The organism is Streptomyces sp. NPDC055506, from assembly GCF_053643595.1.
Genome location: NZ_JBSHKH010000003.1, coordinates 137,119 through 159,382, shown reverse-complemented (window position 1 = coordinate 159,382; position 22,264 = coordinate 137,119). Strand labels below are relative to the sequence as shown.

Here is a 22,264-nt window from a genome sequence, read left to right as displayed (position 1 = left end):
AATCCTCCCGGCCTGGCCGACGTGACCTTTGACCTCGCTGCCGAGCTCCTCGAAGCGCACGTCGCCGGGGGAGTGGATGACTGCTCCGCGCATGGGTGGACCTTCCTTGCCGCGAGGATCTGCGTGCCGCAGCCGGGGTCGGGCACGGCTCCTCACGGTCGAGCCTGACACCGCGGGGCGCGGGCGAAAAGCGGAGAAATCCATCCTGGGAGGGGAACATCCTGGGAGTGATTCCTCCCCCCTTCCCGGGCGCGATCGATGTCATTCTGGGAAGCATGACCGGCAACGTTCCCCTCAATGAGCTGGGAGAATTCCTCAAGAAGCGCCGCTCGGAGCTGAGCCCCCGCACGGTCGGCCTGCCCGAGAGCGGCAGGCCCCGCCGGGTGGCCGGGCTGCGCCGCGAGGAGGTCGCCCAGCTCGCCAGCATCAGCACCGACTACTACACCCGTCTCGAACAGGGCCGTATGCAGGCGTCGGCGCCCGTGCTGGACGTCCTCGCCCGGGTCCTCCACCTGGACGACGACGAGCGGGGCTACCTCTTCCAGCTCGCGGGCAAGACCACCACCCGCACCCGGCACCGCGGCCGGCAGACGGTCCAGCCGCAACTGCAGCGGGTCCTGGACGACCTCACCGCCACCCCGGCCATCGTGCAGGGCCGGCGCGGGGACATCCTCGCCTGGAACGCGCTGGCCGCCGCCCTGGTCACCGACTTCTCCCGCATCCCGGAGAAGCACCGCAACTACCCGCGGATCATCTTCACGGACCCGGCCATGCGCACCCTGTACGCCGACTGGGAGACCTCCGCGCACATCTCCGTGGCCCAATTGCGGATGGAGGCCGCGAAGTATCCCGAGGACCCGCGCCTGATCGAGCTGGTCGGCGAACTGTCCCTGCGGGACAAGCAGTTCGCCCAGTGGTGGGGCGACCACCGCGTCGCCGCCCGCACCGTCGGCACCAAGACCCTCGATCATCCGGTCGTCGGCGAACTCGTCCTCGACTGGGACACCCTCACCGCCAACACCGATCCCGACCAGCACCTGACCGTCTGGACCGCGGCGCCCGGCGCCCCGACCCATGAGCGCCTGCGCATCCTCGCCTCCTGGGCCACCGACCAGAACCTGTCGGCGTCACAACCGCCCGGCTGACGGCACCGCCCCGACCAACTGGGCCTGTGCGGACGGGCGATGGATCGCGCCCGTGCCCCCGGTCAGGGGCAGGCCCGACCCCTGGTGGGCGTCGGCGATGATCTCCGCCACGATGGAGACGGCGGTCTCCTCGGGCGTCCGCGCGCCGAGATCGAGGCCGATCGGGGAGCGCAGCCGCGCCAGTCGTTCCTCGGACACCCCGGCTTCGCTCAGAAGCCGCAGGCGTTCGTCGTGGGTGCGCCGGGATCCCATCGCGCCGATGTATCCGACGGGCAGGCCGAGGGCGAGCCCCAGCAGCGGGATGTCGAACTTGGCGTCGTGGGTGAGGACGCAGACGGCGGTGCGTTGATCCACCTCGGTCCGGGCCAGGTAGCGGTGGGGCCAGTCGGCCACGACCTCGTCCGCGTGCGGGAAGCGCGCGGTGGTGGCGAAGACGGGGCGGGCGTCGCAGACGGTGACCCGGTAGCCGAGGAAGCGGGCGGCCCGGCTGAGGGCGTCGGCGAAGTCGACCGCGCCGAAGACCAGCATGCGGGGCCGGGACGCGTGGACGTGGACGAGGAGGGACAGCCGTTCCGGACATCCGTCGTATTCCCCGCCGACGGCCGCCCGGGCGGTGCGTCCCGCTCGGAGCAGCGCGTGCGCCTGTGCGCCGACCTCCCGCCGCAGCGCACCGGTCAACGGTCCCTGACGGGTGCCGTGATGTGTGCCTCCGGCCGCGTCGGCGTACACGGTCCGGCCGAGCAGTTCTTCCGGCCCGTCGACGATCTGGGCGACGGCGGCGGGCCGCCCCGCCACGACGTCCGCGAAGACGGCGGCCAGGTGCGGCTCAGTCGCGGGATCGACGCGCTGGACGAGGACGTCGAGTTCGCCGCCGCAGGTCAGGCCGACGGCGAAGGCGTCGTCGTCGGAGTAGCCGAACCGGGCGCGCCGGGGACGGCCGTCCTCGTGCAGCACCTGGCGGCACAGCTCGTACACCTCCCCCTCGACGCAGCCGCCCGAGACGCTGCCGACGGCGGTCCCGTCCGGGGCCACCGCGACCGACGTGCCGGCCGGCAGGGGTGCGCTGCCGTGTACGTCGACGACGGTGGCCAGGGCGAAGGGGCGGGTCTCACGGCACCAGCGGTGCAGGGTGTCCGCGATGTTCAGCATGGGTCCTGCTCCACCGTCCTCACAGCAACGCCTCGGCCGTGATGGGTAGTTCGCGGATGCGGCGGCCGGTGGCGTTGAACACCGCGTTGGCGATCGCCGGGGCCACGCCGATCATCACCAGCTCGCCGAGGCCCTTGACGCCGAGCGGGTCGGCCTCGGGGTCCTCACCGTTCAGATAGATCGCCTTGAGGTCGGGGACGTCGGCGTTGACGGGCACGAGGTAGTCGGCGAGGTTGGCGTTGACGATCCGCCCGTCGCGGTGGTCGGTGACGGTGTGCTCCAGCAGGGCCGTGCCGATGCCGCCCACCATGCCGCCGATCGCCTGGCTGTCGGCCAGTTTGGGGCTGATGATGCGGCCCGCGTCGTACACCCCGAGCACGCGCCGCACCCGTACCAGCCCCAGGGCCGCGTCCACGGCGACCTCGGCGAAGGTCGCGTTGTAGCCGTAGAAGGAGTGGCGCTCGGGCCCCGACGGCGGTGCGAAGGAGCCCTCCGCTTCCAGCTGGGCGCGGTCGTTGCGGGTCAGCAGCCGCTGGTACGTCTCACCGCGCGCCGGGTTCCCGCGTACGTGCAGCCGGCCGCCGCGGACCTCGACCTCGTCGGCCGGCACGCCGTGCAGCGGTGACTCCTCGTCCTCGACGGCCAGTCGGACGGCCTGCCGCCGGACCTTGTCGCAGGCGTCGAGGACGGCGGAGCCGACACTGGCCATGGTCATCGAGCCGCCGTGCGGCGGGGTCGGCGGGAAGAGGGAGTCGCCGAGCCGGAAGGTGACCGCACGCATGGTCAGCCCGAGGGCGTCGGCGGCGACCTGGGTCTGGGACGTGTAGGTGCCGGGGCCCATGTCGGTGGCGGCGGCCTCGACCCGCGCGGTGCCGTCGGCGTCCAGCCGGGCGCGGGCCTGGGCCGGCATGCGCGCGGTGTCGTACACGCCCGCGGCCATGCCCATGCCGATCAGCCAGTCGCCCTCGCGCCGCGAGCGGGGCCGTTGCGCGCGCCGGTCCCAGCCGAACTCGCGGGCGCCGGTCGTGTAGCACTCGCGCAGCCGGCGGGTGGAGAACGGCAGCCCGTTCGACTCGTCCTCGGACGGCTCGTTGCGGCGGCGCAGCTCGATCGGGTCGACGCCGAGCCGGTCCGCCAGCTCGTCCATGGCCGACTCGATGACGAAGGAGGCCGTCTGGAAGCCCGGGCCGCGCATGTACAGCGGCGTGGGCAGGTCCAGCGGCACCGTCCGGTACGCCTGGCGGACGTGGGGCATGCTGTAGAGCATCTGCCCGGCCGCCAGGACGGCCTCGGTGAACGTCTCGTACGACGAGGTCTCGGCGTCCATCTCGTGGACCGCGGCGCTCAGCCGGCCGCGCCGGTCGCTGCCGAGGCGCAGACGGTACTCGTACGACGGCCTAAAGCCCGTGCCGAGGTACATCTGCTTGCGGCTCAGGACGAGCTTGACCGGACGCCCCGTCTCCCGGGCGGCCAGCGCGGCGACGACCACATGCGGCCAGCAGCGCAGCGCGGAGCCGAAGCCACCGCCGACGAACGGTGAGACGACCCGCACCGCGTCCATGCCGAGGCCGAACACCGCCGCGAGTTCGGTCTGCGTGCCGACCACCCACTGGGTCTTGTCCCAGACGGTGAGCCTGCCGCCGTCCCAGCGGGCGATGGTGGCGTGGGGCTCCATCGGGTTGTGGTGGTTGCGGGCGGTCCGGTAGGTCAGGTCCAGCCGTACGGCGGCGTCGCGCAGTCCGGCCTCGGCGTCGCCGCGCGCGTAGGTAGTCGGGGTGCCGGGGGTGGCCTCGCGCAGATCGGTCGAGGGCCGCTCGGCGTCGTAGCCGATCTCGACCAGGCTCGCGCCGTGCTGTGCGGCTTCCAGGGTGGTGGCGACGACGACGGCGACCGGCTGGCCGTGGAAGCGGACCCGGTCGTCCTGGAAGACCCGGAGCCTGCGCCCGGGCGGGTTGTTCGACCCGGCGTTGTCCCGGTACGGCAGCTCGGGCGCGTTGCGGTGGTGGATCACCTTCAGCACACCCGGGTGGGCTTCGGCGGAGCGGGTGTCGAGGGAGGTGATGCGGCCGCGTCCGACGGAGGCGTCGACGATGACGGCGTGCACCGTCCCGTCGATGTCGTGCTCGGCGGCGTAGCGGGCCTTGCCGGTGACCTTGAGCCGGCCGTCCACCCGGGACAGCGGCGCACCCACGGCTGACCGCGGCTGGGGGCTCACTTCGTACCTCCTACGACGCGCAGCTGGCGTTCGACGGTCCGCTGGAGCAGCTCGACCTTGAACCGGTTGTGCCGGAGCGGGCGGGCGCCGTCGGCGGCCCGCCGGGCGGCGGCCTCCCACAGGCCCTCGGAGGGCCGCTCCCCTATGAGGTGCCGCTCGACGGCGGACAGCTTCCAGGGCACGGTGCCCACGCCTCCGGCGGCGACCTTCGCCTCCCGGATCACCCCGCCGCGCACATGCAGGGCGACGGCCGCGGAGGTCAGGGCGAATTCGTACGACTGCCGGTCGCGCACCTTCAGATAGCCCGACTTGAGCGGCCTCGGCCGCGCCGGTATCTCGACGGCGGTTATCAGCTCGCCCTTCTCGATGGCCTGTTCGCGCTGCGGGGTGTCGCCCGGCCGCAGCAGGAAGTCGGTGAAGGGAACCTGGCGTTCGCCCTCAGGACCCAGCAGACGCACCCGCGCCTCCAGCGCCGCGAACGCCACGGCCACATCGGAGGGGTGGGTGGCCACGCAGTGGTCGGAGGTGCCGAGGATCGCGTGCGTACGGTTGTGGCCGCGCAGGGCGGCGCAACCGGAGCCGGGGTCGCGCTTGTTGCAGTCGGCGGTGACGTCGCGGAAGTACGTGCACCGGGTGCGCTGCATGATGTTGCCGCCGATGGTCGCCATGTTCCGCAGCTGGGCCGAAGCGCTCAGCTCCAGTGCCTCGGAGATCACGGGGAACAGGGTGCGCACCTTGGGGTGGGCGGCGGCCTCGGACATGGAGACAAGGGCACCGATGCGCAGCCCGCCGCGCTCGGTGACAGCGACCTCGCGCAGCGGCAGGGGTGAGATGTCGACGAGGGTCCCGGGGCGTTCGACGGTCTCCCGCATCAGGTCGACTAGGGTGGTGCCCCCGGCGATGTAACGGCCGCCGCGGCGGCCCGCGTCGAGGGCCTCACGCGTGTCGGACGCCCTGGTGAAGGCGAAGGGGTGCATCGGAGGGCCTCACTTCCGGCGCGCGGTCTGCTCGACCGCGCGCACGATCTTGACGTAGCAGCCGCAGCGGCAGATGTTGCCGCTCATCCACTCCCGGATCTCCTCCGGCGAGCCGGTGTGCCCCTCCTCGACGCATCCCACCCCGGAGAGGATCTGTCCGGGCGTGCAGTACCCGCACTGGAAGGCGTCCTCGTCGATGAACGCCTGCTGGAGCGGGTGGAGCCGGTCGCCGTCGGCCAGGCCCTCGATGGTCGTGACCTCGGCGCCCTCCAGCCGTACCGCCAGCGTCAGACAGGAGTTGACCCGGCGCCCGTCGACCAGCACGGTGCACGCCCCGCAGGCCCCGGCATTGCAGCCCTTCTTCGAGCCGGTCAGGCCGAAGTGCTCGCGCAGCAGATCCAGCAGCGAGGTCCGGTTGTCCACGGTCACGGTGCGCCGGGTGCCGTTGACCGTCAGGGAGACACGGCTGGAGGGCGGCCTGTCGACGGCGTTCGCCTCGCCCGCGTCGCCGATCAGGGTCCCTCCGATCACGCCGCCCGCGACGACGACGCCGCCGACCGCGGTGCCGGTGGCGATGAACGTGCGCCGACTCGGCGCGGAGGCGGGGTCACTGGATCCGGTGGGGGATGGGGCGGCGGGCCCGGGGAGTTCAGCAGACATACGTACGCCTTCGCATCACCTTGGCAGCGGGGCTGGTCAAGTCGGGAGTCTGGCACCACCGGCACCACGCAAGGCAGGGAGAGTTTCGTCCCCCCTTGCGGGTACGAGCGACCCCGAGTCGGCTCGAATCACCCGTAATCGCGAGACTCATCCGCATCGCTCCGCTAGCATGTTCGAGCTTGTGATCAGCCCCCATCGCCCTTCTTCACCGGAAAACTGACTAAAAAATTGATATCCATGGCATCGCGCTGGTTTGCGCGAATAGGCAGCAGAACGACGTTCGCCGCATGGCGTCAACCGCGTGTGCTGCTATGGGCCATGGCGGGGGTGATCACCCTCGGATTCCTCATCGTGCTGGAGATCGCCGCGCGTCGCTACGGCGTGCCGGGGCCGATCACCTGCCAGGTGCAAGAGGTGATACTCCCTCCCAAATCGGGCTGGCTGCTGTATGCCTGCCTGGCCATGGCACTGGTCGTGCTCAACCGGCGGCAACGGTTCATCGCGGTCGGCATCGCGGTCGGCATCGACGCCGTCTTCCAGCTGGTGCGGTGGGCGATCGGCGCGCCCTTCCTGGCCGACGGACACCCGTTCGGTAACGGTGCGTTGTGGGTGATTCTGGGCATCGCGGTCATGGCCGTTACGCGCCGCACCGGCCTGGAGCGCGTGCTGCTGCTGAAGGGCGTCGGGCTCGGACTGCTGCTGGTGGCCGGCCGTAAGACCGGAGACACCTGGCTGCTCATCACGTCGAAGACCCAGCCGACGGTCCTCGACCAGTACCTGGCGTCCGCCGACCACGCGCTCGGCAACCCGTCGTGGCTGGTGGGCCGTCTCGTCATGGCGACCGGCCCGGTCGGTACCGGGCTGCTCGACGTCGTCTACGCGCAGCTCGCGGTGGGCGCGGTCGTCGTCGCGCTGTACCAGCTGCGCAACGTGGCGGCCGAGCGCAGCTTCCCGAAGCATCATCTGGTGCGCACGTTCCTGGTGATCGGCCTTCTCGGGCCGGGCATCTACATGATCTTCCCGGTGGTCGGGCCGGTCTACGCCTACGGTGCCGACGGCGGCCACTGGGCACTGGCCAACCTGTGGCCCGACCTGCCGCCGCCGATCGGCGCCCCGCAGTCGATGCCGTTCGACGGGATCACCCCGCGCAACTGCATGCCCAGTCTGCACACGGCCTGGGCCGTCGCGATCTTCCTCCACTCCCGCCGGGGCCCGCGCCTGTTGCGCTACGGGGGCACGTTCTGGCTGATCGCCACCCTCGCCGCGACGCTGGGCTTCGGCTACCACTACGGCGTGGACCTCGTCGCCGGCGTGGTGTTCACGCTCACCATCGAGGCGGCCCTGCGCGCACAGGCACGCGGCTGGGACCGCTCCGGAATCCAGCTGGTCACCTACGGCACGACGGTGTTCGCCGCGCTCCTGGTGTCCTACCGCTATCTGCCGGTGGAGATGGCCGCGCACCCGCAGGTGTTCGGACCCCTCCTCATAGCGGCGATGGGCTCCGTGATCTACGGCTACATGCGGACCACGCGGGTGTGGGAACCCGAGGCCGCACCGGTGCCGAAGCCGGAACCCCAGCCCGAGATGGTCTGACCGCGGAGAAACAGGGCGGGGGCCGAGAGGCGCCCCTGTCGCCGGCAGCCGAAGGCAGACTTCGGCCGGCTCAGGTGTCGCGCAGGTCGGCCGCGAGTTCGTCCCGCCAGTGGGGCGAGATCCGCTGCTGGAGGACCGCCTCGGCGGCGACGGGCAGCGGGAGCCGGAGGAAGGTTCGTAGCGCGTCGGCCGCGTCGTTTCGCGCGACCCACGCGGTGAGGTCGTTTTCGGACACGGGTGGTCCGCCGTCGCCGCCGGACAGCGTCGCCCTGGTCGCGTGCACCTCCGCGGCCAGGGTCCGTATCCGCAGGGCCAGGGGATCGTCCTGGTCGCAGTCGACCGGCAGGCCGTGCCGGATCCGGTCGAGGGCCTCCCTCACCTCCGGGTGGGTGTCGAGGTGCGTCTCGGCCGCCAGCCGGGCCAGCTGGGCCGCGACGGCGGTGCGCAGTCGCCGGGTCGGGGTGCGCTCCACGAGCCCGGCCAGGTCGAAGTCCCGTACGCACGCCTCGGGTTCCCGCTCCGGCAGGTCGTCGAGAAGGGGCAGCACAAGAGCGCTGGTCAGCTCCGTCGGCCCTTCCGCGTCCGGGTCGTAGGCGATCCCGAACTCCCCTTCCAGGACGGCCAGGAAGGCGGTGTAGGCGGCGGTGGATCCGGGCCGAACTGCGCGGCGCCGCCCTCGATCGTGGCGTAGGCCCATTCGTCGACGGTGCCCGCACGGACCAGGGGCCGGTGCGCGGCCCAGGCCGACTCCACCGCCCGCTGGGCCTGCCGGCGGTCGCGCGGCCGGACGGTGGCGGGCACGGCGCCGAGCCGGCGCAGCATCTCGCCCGGCGTCAGCCCCGCGGCGAACGCCACGTCCGGCTGGTCCGGCAGCGGTTCGGGACGGGGGCGGCCGGTGCGGACGAAGGCGAGTCCCCGCGTCCCTCCCTCGGTGACGCGATGTGTGGGTTCCGGGACGGTACTTTCGGCGTAGTCCGGGAAGACCGGCCGTCGGGGGAGGGGCGGGTCCGACTCCGGTTCGGTGAGCGCGCCGGCGTGGCTCAGCGTGGAGACCGGGTCGGCGGGGAGGTTCATGGGAGCGGACCCTACGCCGGGCCACTGACAGAGCCCCGCCCCGCCGGCTGCGGCAGGGGCGGCAGGGGCGTAATCCCGCCGAATTTGTGTGCGGGGGCACGGCGAGGTGAGCGGGGAGGCAAGCGGCGGAACAATGGTGAGTGAGGGCCTGGCGAGTTTCCAGGGCAGGTTCGGGCGAGGCGTTCCGCAGGCACGCTCCGCCGCCGGGCCCGCAGTCTTCGGACCGGCGTGAGCGCGCCGAAACGGAGGACCGAAGCATGGCCACACCACTCACCGCCACCCGGCTCGTCGCCGCGCTGAAGGCCGAGGGCTGCGCCGTCCACGAGGTCAGTGGCTGGCGCACCAACAACCGTAATCACATAGGCCCCTGGGGCCCTGTACATGGCGTGATGATCCACCACACCGTCACCGGACCGGGCACGGACGTCGTCGGGTTGATCTACGACGGCCACAGCGCCCTGCCCGGTCCGCTCGCCACCGGGTGCATCACCAAGGACGGTGTCGTCCACCTGACCGGCAACGGCCGGGCCAACCACGCCGGCGGCGGCGACGGTGACGTGCTGAACGCCGTCATAGGAGAGTCGTACGGCACGTACCCGCCGCCTACGCACGAGCACGACGGTTCGGCCGGCGCGGTCGACGGCAACGCCCGCTTCTACGGCTGGGAGTGCGAGAACAAGGGCGACGGCAGGGACCCGTGGCCGCGCGAGCAGTACCTCGCCATGGTCAAGGCCACCGCCGCGGTCTGCCGCGCGCACGGCTGGGGCCACAAGAGCGCGATCGGTCACCTGGAATGGAGCGACTGGAAGGTCGACCCGCGCGGATTCGACATGGCCGACTTCCGCCGTGATGTCGCCGACGCCCTGGCCCTCCCGGCGGGCCGGTGGGAAGGAGAGGACCCCATGCCCCAGTACGTCAACTTAGGTGTCGTCGGGGAGTACGAGCTCGCGCCCGGCGCCTGGGACTCGGTCGAGTTCACCACGGAGTGGACCGACGAGACCGGCCACCACGCCACCGGCGGGAGCGTGTTCGCCCGAGGCCCGGCCCGCTTCAGCGGGACCCTCAGCCTCCAGATCGACGGTCTTCCGGCGGGTGCGGTCGTGCAGGCGCGCATGTCGGAGTACGAGGGCGACGAGCACCGGGCGGACCACCCGATCCACGAGATCGCCGGGACCGGCGGCGGCAGCTTCGTGGTCCTGCCCCTGACGAAGCGGCTCGCCTCGGGGCGCAGCATGCGGGTGCGGCTGCTGAGCCAGGCCGCCGTGCCGGTCACCGTCGCCAACGCGGTACTGACCGTGCTGGTGTGGAAGGAGGCCTGAGGCCGGCGCTCGCTACCGGACCACCGGCAGGCCCGGGCCCGTGCAGCGCACGTCCGCCGACGGCACGGTTCCGCGCACCAGGTAGGCGGCCACGGTGTCGTCCACACACGCGTCGCCACGGCTCGCGAACACGCCGTGGGAGTAGTCGTTCTCGAGGGTGACCAGGCGGGCGCCCGGCAGCAGGCGCCGCAGCCCGCGGGCACCCTCGACGGGCGTGACGGGGTCGTGCGCGGAGGCGACGAGGAGGACCGGCGGCGCGTCCGGACTGCCGAGCGGGGTGCGGTGGCCCGGCCGGTGGTGCCAGTAGGCGCAGGCGCTCGCCTCCATGCCCGTCAGGACCGGCTGCGGGTCGAGCCGGCGGGTGCGGCGGAGGTCCGTGACGATGTCGCGGGGGCTGGGGCCCGGCCCGTCGGCGCACTTGACGACGCGGTTGGCCGATTCGTAGTTCTGTGACTCCGGGCTGTCGAAGGCGCCGGCCGGGCGCAGCCCGTCCGGGTCGCCGTCGGCCAGGTAGCCGCGCAGTCCGTCGGCGAGGCCCTCCCAGCGTTCGGTGCGGCCCAGCGCGCGGTACACGGCCCGGTCGAACTCCGCCGGGCCGAAACCCGCCACCGGCCGCGCGGTGAGTCCCCGGCGCACCCGCAGATACGCCTCCCGCACCGCTCCCGGGGTCCCTCCCAGGCCGAAACGCTCCCCATGGGCGGCCGTCCAGGAGAAGAACGTTCCGCGCTGACGCAGCAGGGCCCGGCTCTGGATCACGTCGAAGTCGTACCAGTCCCACGGCCCCACCACGCTGTCCAGCACCATCCGGCCGACGCGGTGCGGGAAGCGGGCGGTGTAGGCGGCGCCGAGCCAACTCCCGTAGGAGACGCCGAGGAAGCTCGTCCGCGGTTCGCCGAGGGCCCGGCGTATCGCGTCCATGTCGTACGCCGTCTGCTCGGTGGACAGATGGGGCAGCAGCCGGCCCGCGTGCGTCGCGCAGTCGTCGGCAAGGGAGCGCAGCGACGACAGGTACGCCCGCTCCGCCCGGGGCCCGGCCGGCACCGGGTCGGGGCCCGGGCTGTCGAAGAGGCCGCCCATCGGGCCGCAGGAGACCGGGGTGCTCCGTCCGACGCCGCGCGGGTCGAAGCCGACCACGTCGTAGGCGCGCCGCACGCTCTCGGGGAGCTTGGCCCGCTTCGTGACCGCGTAGGGGAGCCCGGAGCCGCCCGGGCCGCCGGGGTTGACCAGCAGGATGCCGCGTCGTTCGGCGGGGGTGCCCGAGGCGCGGACCCGTGAGACCGCCACCTCGATGCGCGCCCCGGAGGGACGGTGCCAGTCCAGCGGCACCGTGAGCCGCCCGCACTCGACCCGGTCCGGTGCCGCCGGGCGGGGGACTGAGTCCGGGCAGGCCGAGAAGCGGAGGCGCGTGGGCGGCGCGGCCGCCCGGACCGGGCCCGCGGGGAGCACGGCTGTGGTGGCCGTGAGAGCGCACAGGAGCGCGGTGCGGCGCAGAGAACGAGTCAAGAGAGTCTCCGGGGAACTTCACTCAAGAAGATGACAATGAAAATGATTATCGATAGCGTCTACGGGTGGCAACCTTTTGAAAGGGGGAGTTGTGGCTCATCTGTTGGTGGTCGAGAGCTGGGTCGGGTCCATGAGCCGACTGCTGCCGCGGGCGATCCGGGAGAACGGGCACGCGTTCACGTTCCTCACCCGTGACCTGCACCACTACCTGCGCTCGGCCCCGGAGGGAACGGCCCATCCGCTGCTCGGCGCCCGCAACGTCATCACCGCCGACACCAACGACGTCGAGGCGCTGCTGCCCGAGGTCGAGCGGCTGCACGGGGTGCTCGGCTTCGACGGGGTCGTCACGTCCTGCGACTACTACCTGCCGGCCGTGGCACGGATCGCCGAGCGCCTCGGTCTGCCCGGCCCCGGGCCCGAGGCGGTGCGGAACGCCTGCCGGAAGGACGCCACCCGCCGCGTCCTCGCCGACGCGGGGGTGCCGGGCCCGCGCTTCGCCGTCCGGGAGGAATGGGCCGACATCGCGCGGGCCGCGCGGGACATCGGCTACCCGCTGGTCGTCAAACCCGTCGACCTGTGCGCGGGCATGTACGTGCGCCGCGTGGACGACGAGGCCGAACTCGCCGCCGCCTGCCGGGCCCTGGCCGGCTTCCCGGTCAACGCCCGCGGCCAGCGGCGGACGCCCGAGGTGCTGCTCGAAGAGCTGCTGGACGGCCCCGAGGTGAGCGTCGAGACGGTGTCGTACGCGGGCGCGGTCCAGGTGGTGGGTGTGACCGACAAGAGCGTCGGCGGGGCGCCCGCCTTCGTCGAGACCGGGCACATGTTCCCGGCCGCGCTGTCCCTCGCCGACGCCGAGGCCGCCGAACAGACCGCGCTGGCCGCCCTCAAGGCCCTCGGACTGACCGACGGGGTCGTGGCCCACACGGAGATCAAACTGACCTCCGCCGGGCCGCGCGTGGTCGAGGTCAACCCCCGGCCCGCCGGGAACCGCATCACCGAACTCGTACGGCACGTCACCGGGATCGACCTGGCCGCCGCCTTCGTGGACGTCGCCCTGGGCCGCGCACCCGACTTGCGGCACACGGACACCGGGCTGCGCAGCGCGGCCGTCGGCTTCCTGGTGCCGGACACCACGGGCACCCTCGAAGCCCTGGACGGCGAGGGCGTGCTCGACCTGCCGGGTGTGCTGGAGGCACAACTGGCCGAACCCGGGCGGGCGGTGCAGGCGGCGGGCAGCAACAACGAGTACCTGGGGCACGTCATGGCCGGCGACGCCGAAGGACCCGGCGCCCGCGCACGCGTCGAGACCCTGCTGGACGGGCTGCGGGCCGGACTGGTGATCCGATGACCGCGCTCACCGGCACCCGCCACTCGTACGACGGCCTCGTGGACCAGGTGCGCGCCGGGGCCCTCGGACCCGACCCGGGCACGCTGCGCGTCGCGGTCGCCTTCACCACCCGGCAGGCCGTCCGGCACGCCGGACGGGGCACCGGCTACCGCAACGAGGTGCTCAGCCTGCGCCTCGCCGAGGCGGTCGGCTCCTGCGCGGTCGAACCCGGGGCGCTGCCCGACAGCGCGGTCGAGGAGTGTGTGGGCGCGGACGTGGCCCGGCTGCTGGAGCATCCGCTGCCGGCGGTGCGGGTGGCGGCCCTCGACGCCTATCTGACGCACGTCCTGCCGCACACCCCGGCGAACGGGGCCGACCCCGTCCCGCTGCCCGCAGGGTCGTCCCTGGAGAAGTCCCGGGCCCGGGCTCAGGTGGTCGTCGGCCTGCTCGACCTGCCGCCCGGAGCCACCGTGCTCGTGGTGGGAGTGGTCAACTCCCTTCTGGAGGCGCTGCGTTCGCACGGCCTGCGGTACATCCCGTGTGACCTCAAGGGCGGCGCGACCGAGTGGGACGAGCCGGTCGTCACCGACGCGCTCGCCGCGGCGGGCCGGTGTGACGCGCTGCTCGTCTCCGGCATGACCCTGGGCAACGGCACCTTCGAACCGCTGCGGCGGCACGCGCTGGCGCACGGCAAGCAACTGGTGATGTTCGCCCAGACCGGGAGCGCTGTGCTGCCGCGCTTCCTCGGGCAGGGCGTCAGCGCCGTGTGCGCGGAGCCGTACCCGTTCTTCTGGCTCGACGGCGGCCCCGGTGTCCTGCACCGCTACGACGGCTCCTGTCCGGGAGGCGGGCGATGACCGCGACCGCGCTGCGACCGGCCGCGCGACGGGAGCTGCTCTCCCTGGTCGGCCGTACCCCGCTGGCCCGTATCACCGCCGACCTGCCGGGCCCGCACCCCGGCTTCTGGGCCAAGCTCGAAGGGCTCGCCGCGGGCGGGATGAAGGCCCGGGCCGCCGTTTCGATGCTGCTGGGCGCCCGCGAGCGCGGCGAACTGCTGCCCGGCGCCCCGGTGGTGGAGTCCACCTCCGGCACCCTCGGCATCGGGCTCGCCTTCGCCGGACAGGCCCTCGGGCATCCCGTCGTGCTGGTCGGCGACCGGGAACTGGAGCCGTCCATGCGCCAGTTGCTGCGCTCCCACGGGGTGCGGCTGGAGATCGCCGACCGCCCTGCGGAGCGGGGTGGCTGGCAGGCCGCGCGCCTCGCCCGGCTGCGGGAACTGCTGGCCGAACTGCCCGGCGCCTACTGGCCCGACCAGTACAACAACCCCGACAACACCGCCGGTTACGCCTCCCTGGCGGCCGAAATCGCCGTCGAACTCGACCATCTGGACATCCTGGTGTGCAGCGTCGGCACCGGCGGCCACAGCGCCGGCATCATCGGCCCGCTGCGCCGGCACTGGCCCGCCCTGCGGCTCATCGGCGTCGACGCCACCGGCTCCACCATCTTCGGCCAGCCCGCCCGGCCCCGGCTGATGCGCGGCCTGGGCAGCAGCATCCACCCGCGCAACGTCGCCTACGAGGCCTTCGACGAGGTCCACTGGGTCGGCCCGGCCGAGGCCGTCGACAGCTGCCGCCGGCTCGCGCGGGGCGCCTTCGTCAGCGGCGGCTGGTCCACCGGAGCCGCCGCCCGGGTCGCCGCCTGGGCCGCCCGCGTCCACCCAGGGGCGGTCGTCGCCACCGTCTTCCCCGACGGCCCGCACCGCTACCTCGGCACGGTCTACGACGACGACTTCACCGCCGCCCACGGCCTCGACCCGTGCGCCGCGGCCACCCGGCCCGTCGAGATACCGCACCCGTACGCGGCGGAGGCCGCCGGCTGGGTCCGCTGCACCCGCGTCAGCGACCCGCTCGCCGCCCCCGCCCCGCCGAAGAAAGAGAGCCCGTGAAGTCCAGCCTGCGCACCGTACGCCTCGAACTCGCCGAGCCGCTGCGCATCTCCCGTTCCACCATGACCGCACGCGACGCCGTATGGCTGACCGTCGAGCACGACGGACTGCGCGGCCACGGAGAGGCCGTCACCAGCGTGTACTACGGGCTCGGCACCGAGACGCTCGAACGGCTCCTCTCCGCCGTCGACCTGAGCCGTTTCGCCGACCCGGAGAGCGCGCTGGAGGCCCTGCGGGCGGGGGAGTGGCCCGCGACTGACGTCCCGCCCGCGGTCACCGCCGCCGTCGAGTCGGCGCTGCTCGACCTGGCCGGCAAGCGCGCGGGCGTCCCCGTGCACCGTCTCCTCGGGGCCACCGCCCCGCCCGTCGCCGCGACCGCCCGCACCATCGGCATCACGCCCCTGGCCCGGGCGGCGGCCGAGGCCCGGCGGCTCGCCGCGAGCGGCTTCGAGGTCATCAAGGTCAAGGCGGGCGCCCCCGACCCCGAGGACGACATCGAGCGCGTGCGCGTCATCCGCGACGCCGCTCCCCGGGCCCGGCTGCTCCTCGACCCCAACGGCGCCTGGTCCGTGGCGCTGGCGGACGCCCTGCTGCCGCGCTTCGCCGACCTCGGCGTGGAAGCCGTCGAACAGCCCGTCCCGCCAGGCGACCCGGACGCCCTGGCCGCCCTCGCGGAGCGCGCACCGCTGCCCGTCATCGCCGACGAGGACGCCGTGACCCCGGAGGACGTCCGCCGCCTCGCAGGACGCGTCCAGGGCGTCAACGTCAAGCTCGCCAAGTGCGGCGGCGTACACGCGGCCCTGCGCGTCGCCGAGCTGATCGAGGGCAGCGGCACCGGCCTGATGCTCGGCTGCCTGACCGCCAGCACCCTCGGACTCGCCCCCGCCGTCCACCTGGCCGACCGGGCCCGCTGGACCGACCTCGACGGGCATCTGCTGCTCGCCCACGACCCGTGGACCGGCATCGGCGGCGCCGACGGCGTCGTCCGCACCAGTGGCCTTCCCGGTCTGGGCGTCCAGGAGGTGGCGGTCCGTGCGCACGTGGCATGAGATACGTCGCTTCCCGCTCGCCGTACGGCTCCTGCTGGTCAACCAGCTCGGCGTCAACACCGGCTTCTACCTGCTCATCCCCTACCTCGCCACCCACCTCACCGAGAACCTCGGCCTGTCGGCGGCGGTCGTCGGCATCGTCCTCGGGGTCCGCAACCTCAGCCAGCAGGGCCTGTTCATCATCGGCGGCTCCGCCTCCGACCGGCTCGGCGCACGCGGCGTCATCATCGCGGGCTGTGCCCTACGCACCCTCGGGTTCGCGCTGTTCGCCCTCGGCGACGGGCTGGCGGTGCTGCTCGCCGCGTCCGTGCTGAGCGGGCTCGCGGGGGCGCTGTTCAACCCGGCCGTGCGGGCCTATCTCGCGCAGGAGGCGGGGGAGCGCAAGGCGGAGGCGTTCGCGCTGTTCAACGTGTTCGCCACGGCCGGAGCGCTCATCGGCCCGCTGCTGGGCAGCGCCCTGCTCCTCGTCGACTTCCGCACGTCCGCGCTCACCGCGGCCGGGATCTTCGCCGTCCTCACCGTGGCGCAGGCCCTCGTCCTGCCCGCGCGGAAGGTCGAGCCGAGCGGCGGCGGCGTCCTCGGGGACTGGCGCGAAGTGCTCGGCAACCGGCCCTTCGTGGCCTTCGCGCTCGCCATGGTCGGCATGTTCACCCTGGAGAACCAGCTGTATCTGCTGCTGCCCGCCGGGGCCAGGGAGGCGACCGGCTGGGACGGGGCGGCGGGCATCGTCTTCCTCGTCGGTACGATCGCCAACCTGGCGCTTCAGCTGAGGATCACCAAGCGTCTCAAGACCCGTGGTGACAGGGCGCGTTGGATAGGCGTCGGGCTGGCGGTGATGGGCCTCGCCTTCCTGCCGCCGGCCCTCATGGCGGGAGCCGTGCCCGTCCTGGCGGGTGCGCTGCTGCTCTACCTCGGCATCATGATCGCGCAGCCGTTCGTGATGGAGCTGATCCCGCGCTTCGGCCGGCCCGAGCTGACCGGAACGTACTTCGGGATCTTCTACGTCGTCTCGGGTGTCGCCGCCGCCCTCGGCAACACGGCCGTCGGCTGGGCCATGGACACGGGCCAGAGCGACGGACAGCCCTGGCTGCCGTGGGTCTGCTGTGCGCTGTTCGGGCTGGTCTCGGCGGGCGCGGTGGCGTGGCTGTACCGCCGCGGGGCGATACCGGCCCCCGCGGAGCCGGTGCGCGAGCGGAGCACCGCATGAGCGACTTCCGCATCCGTGGCGGCGTGCCCGGCAACCTCCTCACCGACCACCCGGAACTGTACGAGGCCCGCTTCCCCGACCCGGAACGGCTCGCCGCCCGGTGGACGGAGGACTGTCTGCGCCGCCACGGGGCCGGGCCGCGCGTCCTGGACCTGGGCTGCGGCACCGGCCGCGACGCCGCCGCCCTGCACCGGTCCGGCCGGACCGTGACCGGCGCCGACCTCTCCGAGGCGATGCTCGCCCACGCCCGCACCCGCCATCCCGGCCCCGCGTACGTCCGGGCCGACCTGCACGGCTTCGACCTGGGCGGCGACACCTTCGACGCGGTCGTCTGCCTGGACAGCTCCCTGCTGTACTGCCACACCGACGACCAGCTCGACGGCTTCCTCGCCTCCTGCCGCCACGCCCTCACCCCGGGCGGCCTGCTGGTCGCCGAGATGCGCAACGGCGCCTACTTCCTCGGCCGCACCGACCTGCTCGACCGGCCCATCGTCGACGAGTTCGCCTGGCAGGGCACGGCCTACCGGTCGGACACCACGCTGACCGTCGACCGCACCGCCCAGCTCCTGCGCCGTACCCGCGTCTGGACCACGGACGACGGCGCCCCGCCCGTCGCACAGCACTCCGCCTGGCGACTGCTGTTCCCGCGGGAGCTACGGCGCTTCCTCACCGCGCACGGCTTCGAGGTGCTCGAACTGCACGACGGGCCCGGCCCGCGCACCGAACCCCGTTGGCGGCAGGGCGAGCCGCCCGGCACCACTACCGACGGGGACCGGCTGCACGTCGTCGCGCGCCTCCACACCCCCTGACCCGAACGACACGAAGGACCAGCCATGCACGACGAACACCTTCCCGGCCTGCGCCGGCGCGGCTTCCTCGCCGCCACCACCGGCGCCGCGGCCCTCGCCCTCACCGGCTGCGGCGGCGGCACGGACGACAAGACGGACAGTGGCAGCGGCGGAACGCCGAAGCGCGGCGGACGGCTGCGCGCCGCCTTCGCCGGCGGCGGCGCGAGCGAGACCCTCGACCCGCACCTGGCGAACCTGTTCGCCGACGTCGCCCGCGCCAAGGCCCTCTACGACAAGCTCGCCGACTACGACGCCGACCTCTCCGCCAGTCCCCGCCTCGCCGCCGGATGGGAGCCGAACAAGACCCTCGACCGCTGGCGGGTCACCCTGCGCGAGGCCGTCTTCCACGACGGCAGGCCGGTCACCGCGAAGGACGTCCTCCACAGCTACCGCCGTATCGCCGACCCGAAGCAGGCGTACCGCGCCAAGGCATCCTTGGAACCCATCGACTTCGACGCCAGCCGCGCCACCGGCGAGCGGTCGGTCGAGTTCGTCCTCAAGCGCCCCACGGCCGAATTCCCCAACGTCCTGGCCGCGTTCGGCGCCTACATCGTCCCCGAGCACGCGACCGACTTCGACAAGCGACCGATCGGCTCCGGCCCCTTCCGCTTCGTCTCCTTCGCGCCCGGCCGCTCCGCCGTCTTCCGCCGCCACGAGGCCTACTGGGACGGCGCCCCCTACCTCGACGAGCTCGAATTCGTGGTCGCCAACGAGGAGTCCGCGCGCGTCAACGCCCTCCTCGCGGGCCAGGTGGAGTACGCCCACGAACTCAACCCCACCACCGCCCGCGCCCACGAGGGCCGGGGACAGATCGAGATCGTCCGGCTGCGCAACAGCGCCATGCAGGCGTTCTGCATGAAGACCGACCGGCCGCCCTTCGACGACCGGCGGGTGCGCGAGGCGTTCTTCCTCATCGCCGACCGGAAGGAACTCGTCGACGGTGCCCTGTCCGGCGCGGGCGAGGCGGGCAACGACCTGTTCGGCAAGGGCTACGAGTACTACGCCGACGGTCTGCCCCAGCGCGAGCAGGACCTCGACCGCGCCCGCGCCCTGCTGAAGAAGGCCGGCGCCGAGAAGCTGAAGGTCACCCTGGACACCTCCGCCGTCGCCGCCGGCTTCACCGAGGCGGCCGGCATCTTCCGCGACCAGGCCGCCAAGGCCGGCGTCACGATCGACGTGAAGACGGGCAGCAAGGACTCCTACTGGAGCGACATCCTCGACGGCGGCACCCTGTGCTGCTACCGCTCCGGCGCCATGCCCATCGAGGCCCACATCTCCCAGCGGCTGCTCACCGACTCCACGACCAACGCCACCCACTGGCGGCACAAGGACTTCGACGCCCTCTACCAGCAGGCGCAGTCCACCCGCGACAAGACCGAGCGGGCCGCCGTCTACGAGCGGATGCAGCGCCGCCTGTACACCGAGGGCGGCTTCCTCGTCTGGGGCTTCGCCGACTGGATCCTGGGAACGGCCCGCGCGGTGAGGGGAGTGGAGACGCGGGCGCCCGCCAACACCCTCGACTGGGCCCGCTTCGACAAAGTATGGCTGACGTGAGGGACCTGAAGGGGCGCGGGGCTGTAACGACATGCGGCTCCGCCGCGGGGCGCGATCAACCACGACGGCGCGGCAGCCGACAGACGGCAGACCGCGGCACATCCTTCGTCGTCCGGCGCCTCACCCTCGGCTTGGTACAGACCGTGGCCGTCGTGCTGCTGGTCTTCGCTCTCACCGAGGCCCTCCCGGGCGACGCCGCCGTGGCCCTCGCCGGCGACCAGCCGGACCCGGCGCGCGTCGCGGCGATCCGCGAGGCGATGGACCTGGACCGGCCCGACCACGAACGGCTGCTGAGCTGGGCCGCGGGCCTGCCGCACGGCGACTTCGGAACCTCCCTGACCTCCGGCCGCCCGGTCGCCGACTACATCGCCGCCGGCTTCGGCCCGAGCCTGCTGCTGGCCGCGCTCACCGTCGCCCTGCTCGTCCCGCTCGGCTTCGGGCTCGGCGTGCTCGCCGCCCGCCACGAGGGGCGGCTGATCGACCGGCTGATCAGCTCCGTGACGCTCGCCGTGTACGCCGTACCCGAATTCGCCCTCGGGGTGCTGCTGGTGACGGTCGTCGCGCTGAAACTGGCCTGGCTGCCGCCGACGGCGGTGGGCTACGGCACAGACCTGCTCGGCCACCCGGCCGTGCTCGTCCTGCCGGTGCTGGTCCTGCTGGCCCGCCCGGTCTGCTCCCTGTCCCGCCTGGTCCGGGCCGGCATGGTCGACGCCCTCGCCTCGCCCTACGCCGCCCACGCCCGCCGCTACGGCGTCCCGGGCGCGCGCGTCCGCTACGCCCACGCCCTGCCCAACGCGCTCGCCCCGGCCGCGCAGCAACTCGCCCGCACCGTCGACTGGCTGCTGTGCGGGGTCATCGTCGTGGAGGCGCTCTTCGTGATCCCCGGCCTGGGCACGGTCCTCCTCAACGCGGTCGCCGAGCGGGACGTGCCGGTGGTGCAGGGGCTGGCGGTGGTGTTCGGCGTGCTGACCGTCGTACTGAACCTGGGCGCGGACGTGGTGGCGTACCGGCTGACGCCGCGGGCGGGGGTGGCGGCGTGAGGGTCCCGCGCCGGCTGCTGCTCGGCCTCGCCGTCGTCGCGGTCCCCCTGCTCCTCGCCCTCCTGGGGCCCGTGTTCGCCGGTGACCCGGGCCCGCGCGGCGTCTCCTTCACCCTCGGCGGCGGCCACTGGCTCGGCACCGACTTCGTCGGCCGGGACGTCTGGCAGCAGGTGCTGCACGGCGGCCGTACGGTCGTGCTGACCGCGCTCGCCGCGACGGCCCTCGCCTACGTCGTCGCCCTGCCGGTCGGACTGGCCGCCGCTGTCACCCGCGCACGGTGGCTGGAGGAGCTGCTGATGCGGCCGCTGGACGTGCTGCTCGCCGTGCCGTCGCTGCTGCTGATCCTGCTGGTGGCGTCCGTGTTCTCGCCGGGCGCGGCCGGCCTCGCGCTGCTCGTCGGGCTGGTGAACGTGCCCGACGCCGCCCGGATCGTACGGGCCGCCGGGGCCGAGGCGGCGGCCCGGCCCGCCGTGGAGGCGCTGCGTATGCAGGGCGAGTCGTGGTGGCGCGTCGCCGTCGGCTACGTCGGCCGCTGCGCCCTGCGCACCCTGGCCGCCGACGCGGGGATCCGGCTGACCGGCGTGCTGTATCTGGTGTCCACGGCCGCGTTCCTCGGCGTGGGGGTCGCCCCGGACGCCGCCGACTGGGCGGTGATGGTCGACCGCAACCGCACGGGTCTGTTCATCCAGCCCTGGGCCGTGGTCGTGCCCGCCCTGCTGATCGTTGCCCTGACGACAGGCACCAACCTGCTCTTCGACGCCGCACTGGACAAGAAAGGGCGACGCCCGTGAGCCAAGAGACCGATCCGGTCGCCGAGATCCGTGAGCTGCGCGTGGAGATCGCCGGCCGGGCCATCGTCGACGGGGTGGACCTGCGGGTGCTCCCCGGCCGGGTGACCGCCCTGGTCGGTGCCTCCGGGAGCGGCAAGACCACCACCGGCCTCGCGCTGCTGGGGGAGTATCCGGCCGGCGCCCGGGTCACCGGGGAGGTGCGCCGGCCCGGTGACGGCCCGGTCGGGTACGTGCCCCAGCACCCCGCCGCGGTCCTCAACCCGGCCCGCCGGGTCAGCGCCCTGCTCGACGACATCGCCCGCGCCCAGGTACGTCACCTGCCCCGCGCACAGCGCCGCGCGGCGGCTCGGGAGCGGGTACGCGAAGCGCTGGCAGCCGCGCAACTCCCCGACGCCGAGACCCTGTTGCGTCGCCACCCCCACCAGCTCTCCGGCGGCCAGCAGCAACGCGTCGTGCTCGCCCAGGCCCTCCTCCTCGGCGCCCGCGTCATCGTCGCCGACGAACCCACCACCGGCCAGGACGCGCTCACCAAGCGCGGCATCGTCGGCCGGCTGGCGGCGGTCGCGGCCCGCGGCATCGGGGTCGTCCTGCTCAGCCACGACCTGGACGTGGTCCGCGCACTCGCCGACGAGGTCCTCGTCCTGCGCACGGGCCGCGTCATCGAATCGGGCCCCACCCAACGCCTGTGGCACGCCCCCCGCCACGAATGGACCCACCGCCTGCTCGCCGAACACGTCCCGGCCCTCGCCGACGAGGCCGACGCCGACTCGCCGCAGAACGGCCCTGCCTCCATCCCCGACCCCGCCTCGCGCGTACGTGACCTGGCCGCCCGGGCTCAGGAGGACAACAGCCTGGCCCCTGTCCGTGC

General features: G+C 73.3%; 19 protein-coding genes. 13 read left to right on the top strand and 6 right to left on the bottom strand.

Annotated elements, in window-relative coordinates; genetic code table 11:
• Positions 1 to 275 precede the first annotated feature (275 nt).
• Positions 276 to 1,145 carry a helix-turn-helix domain-containing protein gene (locus ACWIF2_RS02330; RefSeq protein ID WP_454358131.1) on the top strand — a complete coding sequence of 290 codons (870 nt, stop codon included), beginning with the start codon at positions 276 to 278 and terminating at the stop codon, positions 1,143 to 1,145.
• Here ACWIF2_RS02330 and ACWIF2_RS02325 read toward each other — a convergent pair.
• The 4 genes from ACWIF2_RS02325 to ACWIF2_RS02310 are packed head-to-tail and all read right to left on the bottom strand — an operon-like array spanning position 1,128 to position 6,146.
• On the bottom strand, positions 1,128 to 2,294 hold the full coding sequence (locus ACWIF2_RS02325) for an XdhC family protein (RefSeq protein ID WP_454358130.1): 1,167 nt from the start codon (positions 2,292 to 2,294) through the stop codon (positions 1,128 to 1,130). The two genes, ACWIF2_RS02330 and ACWIF2_RS02325, sit on opposite strands and share 18 nt — an antisense overlap.
• Positions 2,295 to 2,313: 19 nt before the next feature.
• Positions 2,314 to 4,509, bottom strand: coding sequence for a xanthine dehydrogenase family protein molybdopterin-binding subunit (locus tag ACWIF2_RS02320; protein WP_454358129.1), 2,196 nt, complete (start codon positions 4,507 to 4,509; stop codon positions 2,314 to 2,316).
• Positions 4,506 to 5,486 (bottom strand): FAD binding domain-containing protein, encoded by a 981-nt coding sequence (locus ACWIF2_RS02315; protein ID WP_454358128.1) that lies wholly within the window; start codon positions 5,484 to 5,486, stop codon positions 4,506 to 4,508. Before ACWIF2_RS02315 ends, ACWIF2_RS02320 begins: the two co-directional genes overlap by 4 nt.
• 9 nt (positions 5,487 to 5,495) lie before the next feature.
• Positions 5,496 to 6,146: a (2Fe-2S)-binding protein gene (locus ACWIF2_RS02310; protein WP_454358127.1), complete on the bottom strand. Its 651-nt coding sequence runs from the start codon at positions 6,144 to 6,146 to the stop codon at positions 5,496 to 5,498.
• A 318-nt stretch (positions 6,147 to 6,464) separates the two neighbouring features.
• On the opposite strand from ACWIF2_RS02310, the gene ACWIF2_RS02305 reads away from it, so the two are divergent.
• The gene (locus ACWIF2_RS02305; RefSeq protein WP_454358126.1) at positions 6,465 to 7,739 is read left to right on the top strand and encodes a phosphatase PAP2 family protein; all 1,275 of its coding nucleotides are present in this window, start codon (positions 6,465 to 6,467) and stop codon (positions 7,737 to 7,739) included.
• A 70-nt stretch (positions 7,740 to 7,809) separates the two neighbouring features.
• Here the strand turns inward: ACWIF2_RS02305 and ACWIF2_RS02300 are convergent, their stop codons facing one another.
• Positions 7,810 to 8,436: a hypothetical protein gene (locus ACWIF2_RS02300; protein WP_454358125.1), complete on the bottom strand. Its 627-nt coding sequence runs from the start codon at positions 8,434 to 8,436 to the stop codon at positions 7,810 to 7,812.
• A 634-nt stretch (positions 8,437 to 9,070) separates the two neighbouring features.
• On the opposite strand from ACWIF2_RS02300, the gene ACWIF2_RS02295 reads away from it, so the two are divergent.
• Positions 9,071 to 10,132, top strand: coding sequence for a peptidoglycan recognition protein family protein (locus ACWIF2_RS02295; protein ID WP_454358124.1), 1,062 nt, complete (start codon positions 9,071 to 9,073; stop codon positions 10,130 to 10,132).
• A gap of 12 nt (positions 10,133 to 10,144) precedes the next feature.
• Here the strand turns inward: ACWIF2_RS02295 and ACWIF2_RS02290 are convergent, their stop codons facing one another.
• Positions 10,145 to 11,635, bottom strand: a complete 1,491-nt coding sequence (locus tag ACWIF2_RS02290) for an alpha/beta hydrolase (RefSeq protein WP_454358123.1) — start codon at positions 11,633 to 11,635, stop codon at positions 10,145 to 10,147.
• 91 nt (positions 11,636 to 11,726) lie between these two features.
• Here ACWIF2_RS02290 and ACWIF2_RS02285 point away from each other — a divergent pair, with 91 nt between their 5' ends.
• From ACWIF2_RS02285 to ACWIF2_RS02240, 10 genes are all read left to right on the top strand, one after another.
• Complete coding sequence (locus ACWIF2_RS02285; protein ID WP_454358121.1) at positions 11,727 to 12,983, top strand: ATP-grasp domain-containing protein; 1,257 nt, start codon at positions 11,727 to 11,729, stop codon at positions 12,981 to 12,983.
• Positions 12,980 to 13,819: a Rossmann-like domain-containing protein gene (locus tag ACWIF2_RS02280; protein ID WP_454358120.1), complete on the top strand. Its 840-nt coding sequence runs from the start codon at positions 12,980 to 12,982 to the stop codon at positions 13,817 to 13,819. The genes ACWIF2_RS02285 and ACWIF2_RS02280 overlap by 4 nt, the downstream gene beginning before the upstream one ends.
• On the top strand, positions 13,816 to 14,907 hold the full coding sequence (locus ACWIF2_RS02275) for a PLP-dependent cysteine synthase family protein (protein ID WP_454358119.1): 1,092 nt from the start codon (positions 13,816 to 13,818) through the stop codon (positions 14,905 to 14,907). The genes ACWIF2_RS02280 and ACWIF2_RS02275 overlap by 4 nt, the downstream gene beginning before the upstream one ends.
• Positions 14,904 to 15,956, top strand: coding sequence for a mandelate racemase/muconate lactonizing enzyme family protein (locus ACWIF2_RS02270; protein ID WP_454358118.1), 1,053 nt, complete (start codon positions 14,904 to 14,906; stop codon positions 15,954 to 15,956). The genes ACWIF2_RS02275 and ACWIF2_RS02270 overlap by 4 nt, the downstream gene beginning before the upstream one ends.
• Entirely contained in the window at positions 15,940 to 17,163 is a 1,224-nt protein-coding gene (locus tag ACWIF2_RS02265; protein ID WP_454358117.1) for an MFS transporter, read from the top strand. The genes ACWIF2_RS02270 and ACWIF2_RS02265 overlap by 17 nt, the downstream gene beginning before the upstream one ends.
• Entirely contained in the window at positions 17,160 to 17,972 is an 813-nt protein-coding gene (locus ACWIF2_RS02260; RefSeq protein WP_454358116.1) for a class I SAM-dependent DNA methyltransferase, read from the top strand. Before ACWIF2_RS02265 ends, ACWIF2_RS02260 begins: the two co-directional genes overlap by 4 nt.
• Before the next feature lie 24 nt (positions 17,973 to 17,996).
• Positions 17,997 to 19,565, top strand: a complete 1,569-nt coding sequence (locus tag ACWIF2_RS02255) for an ABC transporter substrate-binding protein (protein WP_454358114.1) — start codon at positions 17,997 to 17,999, stop codon at positions 19,563 to 19,565.
• A gap of 5 nt (positions 19,566 to 19,570) precedes the next feature.
• On the top strand, positions 19,571 to 20,605 hold the full coding sequence (locus ACWIF2_RS02250; protein WP_454358156.1) for an ABC transporter permease: 1,035 nt from the start codon (positions 19,571 to 19,573) through the stop codon (positions 20,603 to 20,605).
• Positions 20,602 to 21,396 carry an ABC transporter permease gene (locus ACWIF2_RS02245; protein ID WP_454358113.1) on the top strand — a complete coding sequence of 265 codons (795 nt, stop codon included), beginning with the start codon at positions 20,602 to 20,604 and terminating at the stop codon, positions 21,394 to 21,396. Before ACWIF2_RS02250 ends, ACWIF2_RS02245 begins: the two co-directional genes overlap by 4 nt.
• A partial coding sequence (locus tag ACWIF2_RS02240; protein WP_454358112.1) for an ATP-binding cassette domain-containing protein occupies positions 21,393 to 22,264 on the top strand: 872 nt, incomplete at its 3' end. The genes ACWIF2_RS02245 and ACWIF2_RS02240, both read left to right, overlap by 4 nt.

Excerpts from the sequence above, each read along its gene's own strand:
- ACWIF2_RS02325 (WP_454358130.1), bottom strand. The coding sequence starts at position 2,294 with ATGCTGAACATCGCGGACACCCTGCACCGCTGGTGCCGTGAGACCCGC.
- ACWIF2_RS02275 (WP_454358119.1), top strand. The coding sequence starts at position 13,816 with ATGACCGCGACCGCGCTGCGACCGGCCGCGCGACGGGAGCTGCTCTCC.
- ACWIF2_RS02310 (WP_454358127.1), bottom strand. The coding sequence starts at position 6,146 with ATGTCTGCTGAACTCCCCGGGCCCGCCGCCCCATCCCCCACCGGATCC.
- ACWIF2_RS02280 (WP_454358120.1), top strand. The coding sequence starts at position 12,980 with ATGACCGCGCTCACCGGCACCCGCCACTCGTACGACGGCCTCGTGGAC.
- ACWIF2_RS02260 (WP_454358116.1), top strand. The coding sequence starts at position 17,160 with ATGAGCGACTTCCGCATCCGTGGCGGCGTGCCCGGCAACCTCCTCACC.
- ACWIF2_RS02295 (WP_454358124.1), top strand. The coding sequence starts at position 9,071 with ATGGCCACACCACTCACCGCCACCCGGCTCGTCGCCGCGCTGAAGGCC.
- ACWIF2_RS02300 (WP_454358125.1), bottom strand. The coding sequence starts at position 8,436 with ATGGGCCTACGCCACGATCGAGGGCGGCGCCGCGCAGTTCGGCCCGGA.
- ACWIF2_RS02305 (WP_454358126.1), top strand. The coding sequence starts at position 6,465 with ATGGCGGGGGTGATCACCCTCGGATTCCTCATCGTGCTGGAGATCGCC.
- ACWIF2_RS02330 (WP_454358131.1), top strand. The coding sequence starts at position 276 with ATGACCGGCAACGTTCCCCTCAATGAGCTGGGAGAATTCCTCAAGAAG.
- ACWIF2_RS02315 (WP_454358128.1), bottom strand. The coding sequence starts at position 5,486 with ATGCACCCCTTCGCCTTCACCAGGGCGTCCGACACGCGTGAGGCCCTC.
- ACWIF2_RS02255 (WP_454358114.1), top strand. The coding sequence starts at position 17,997 with ATGCACGACGAACACCTTCCCGGCCTGCGCCGGCGCGGCTTCCTCGCC.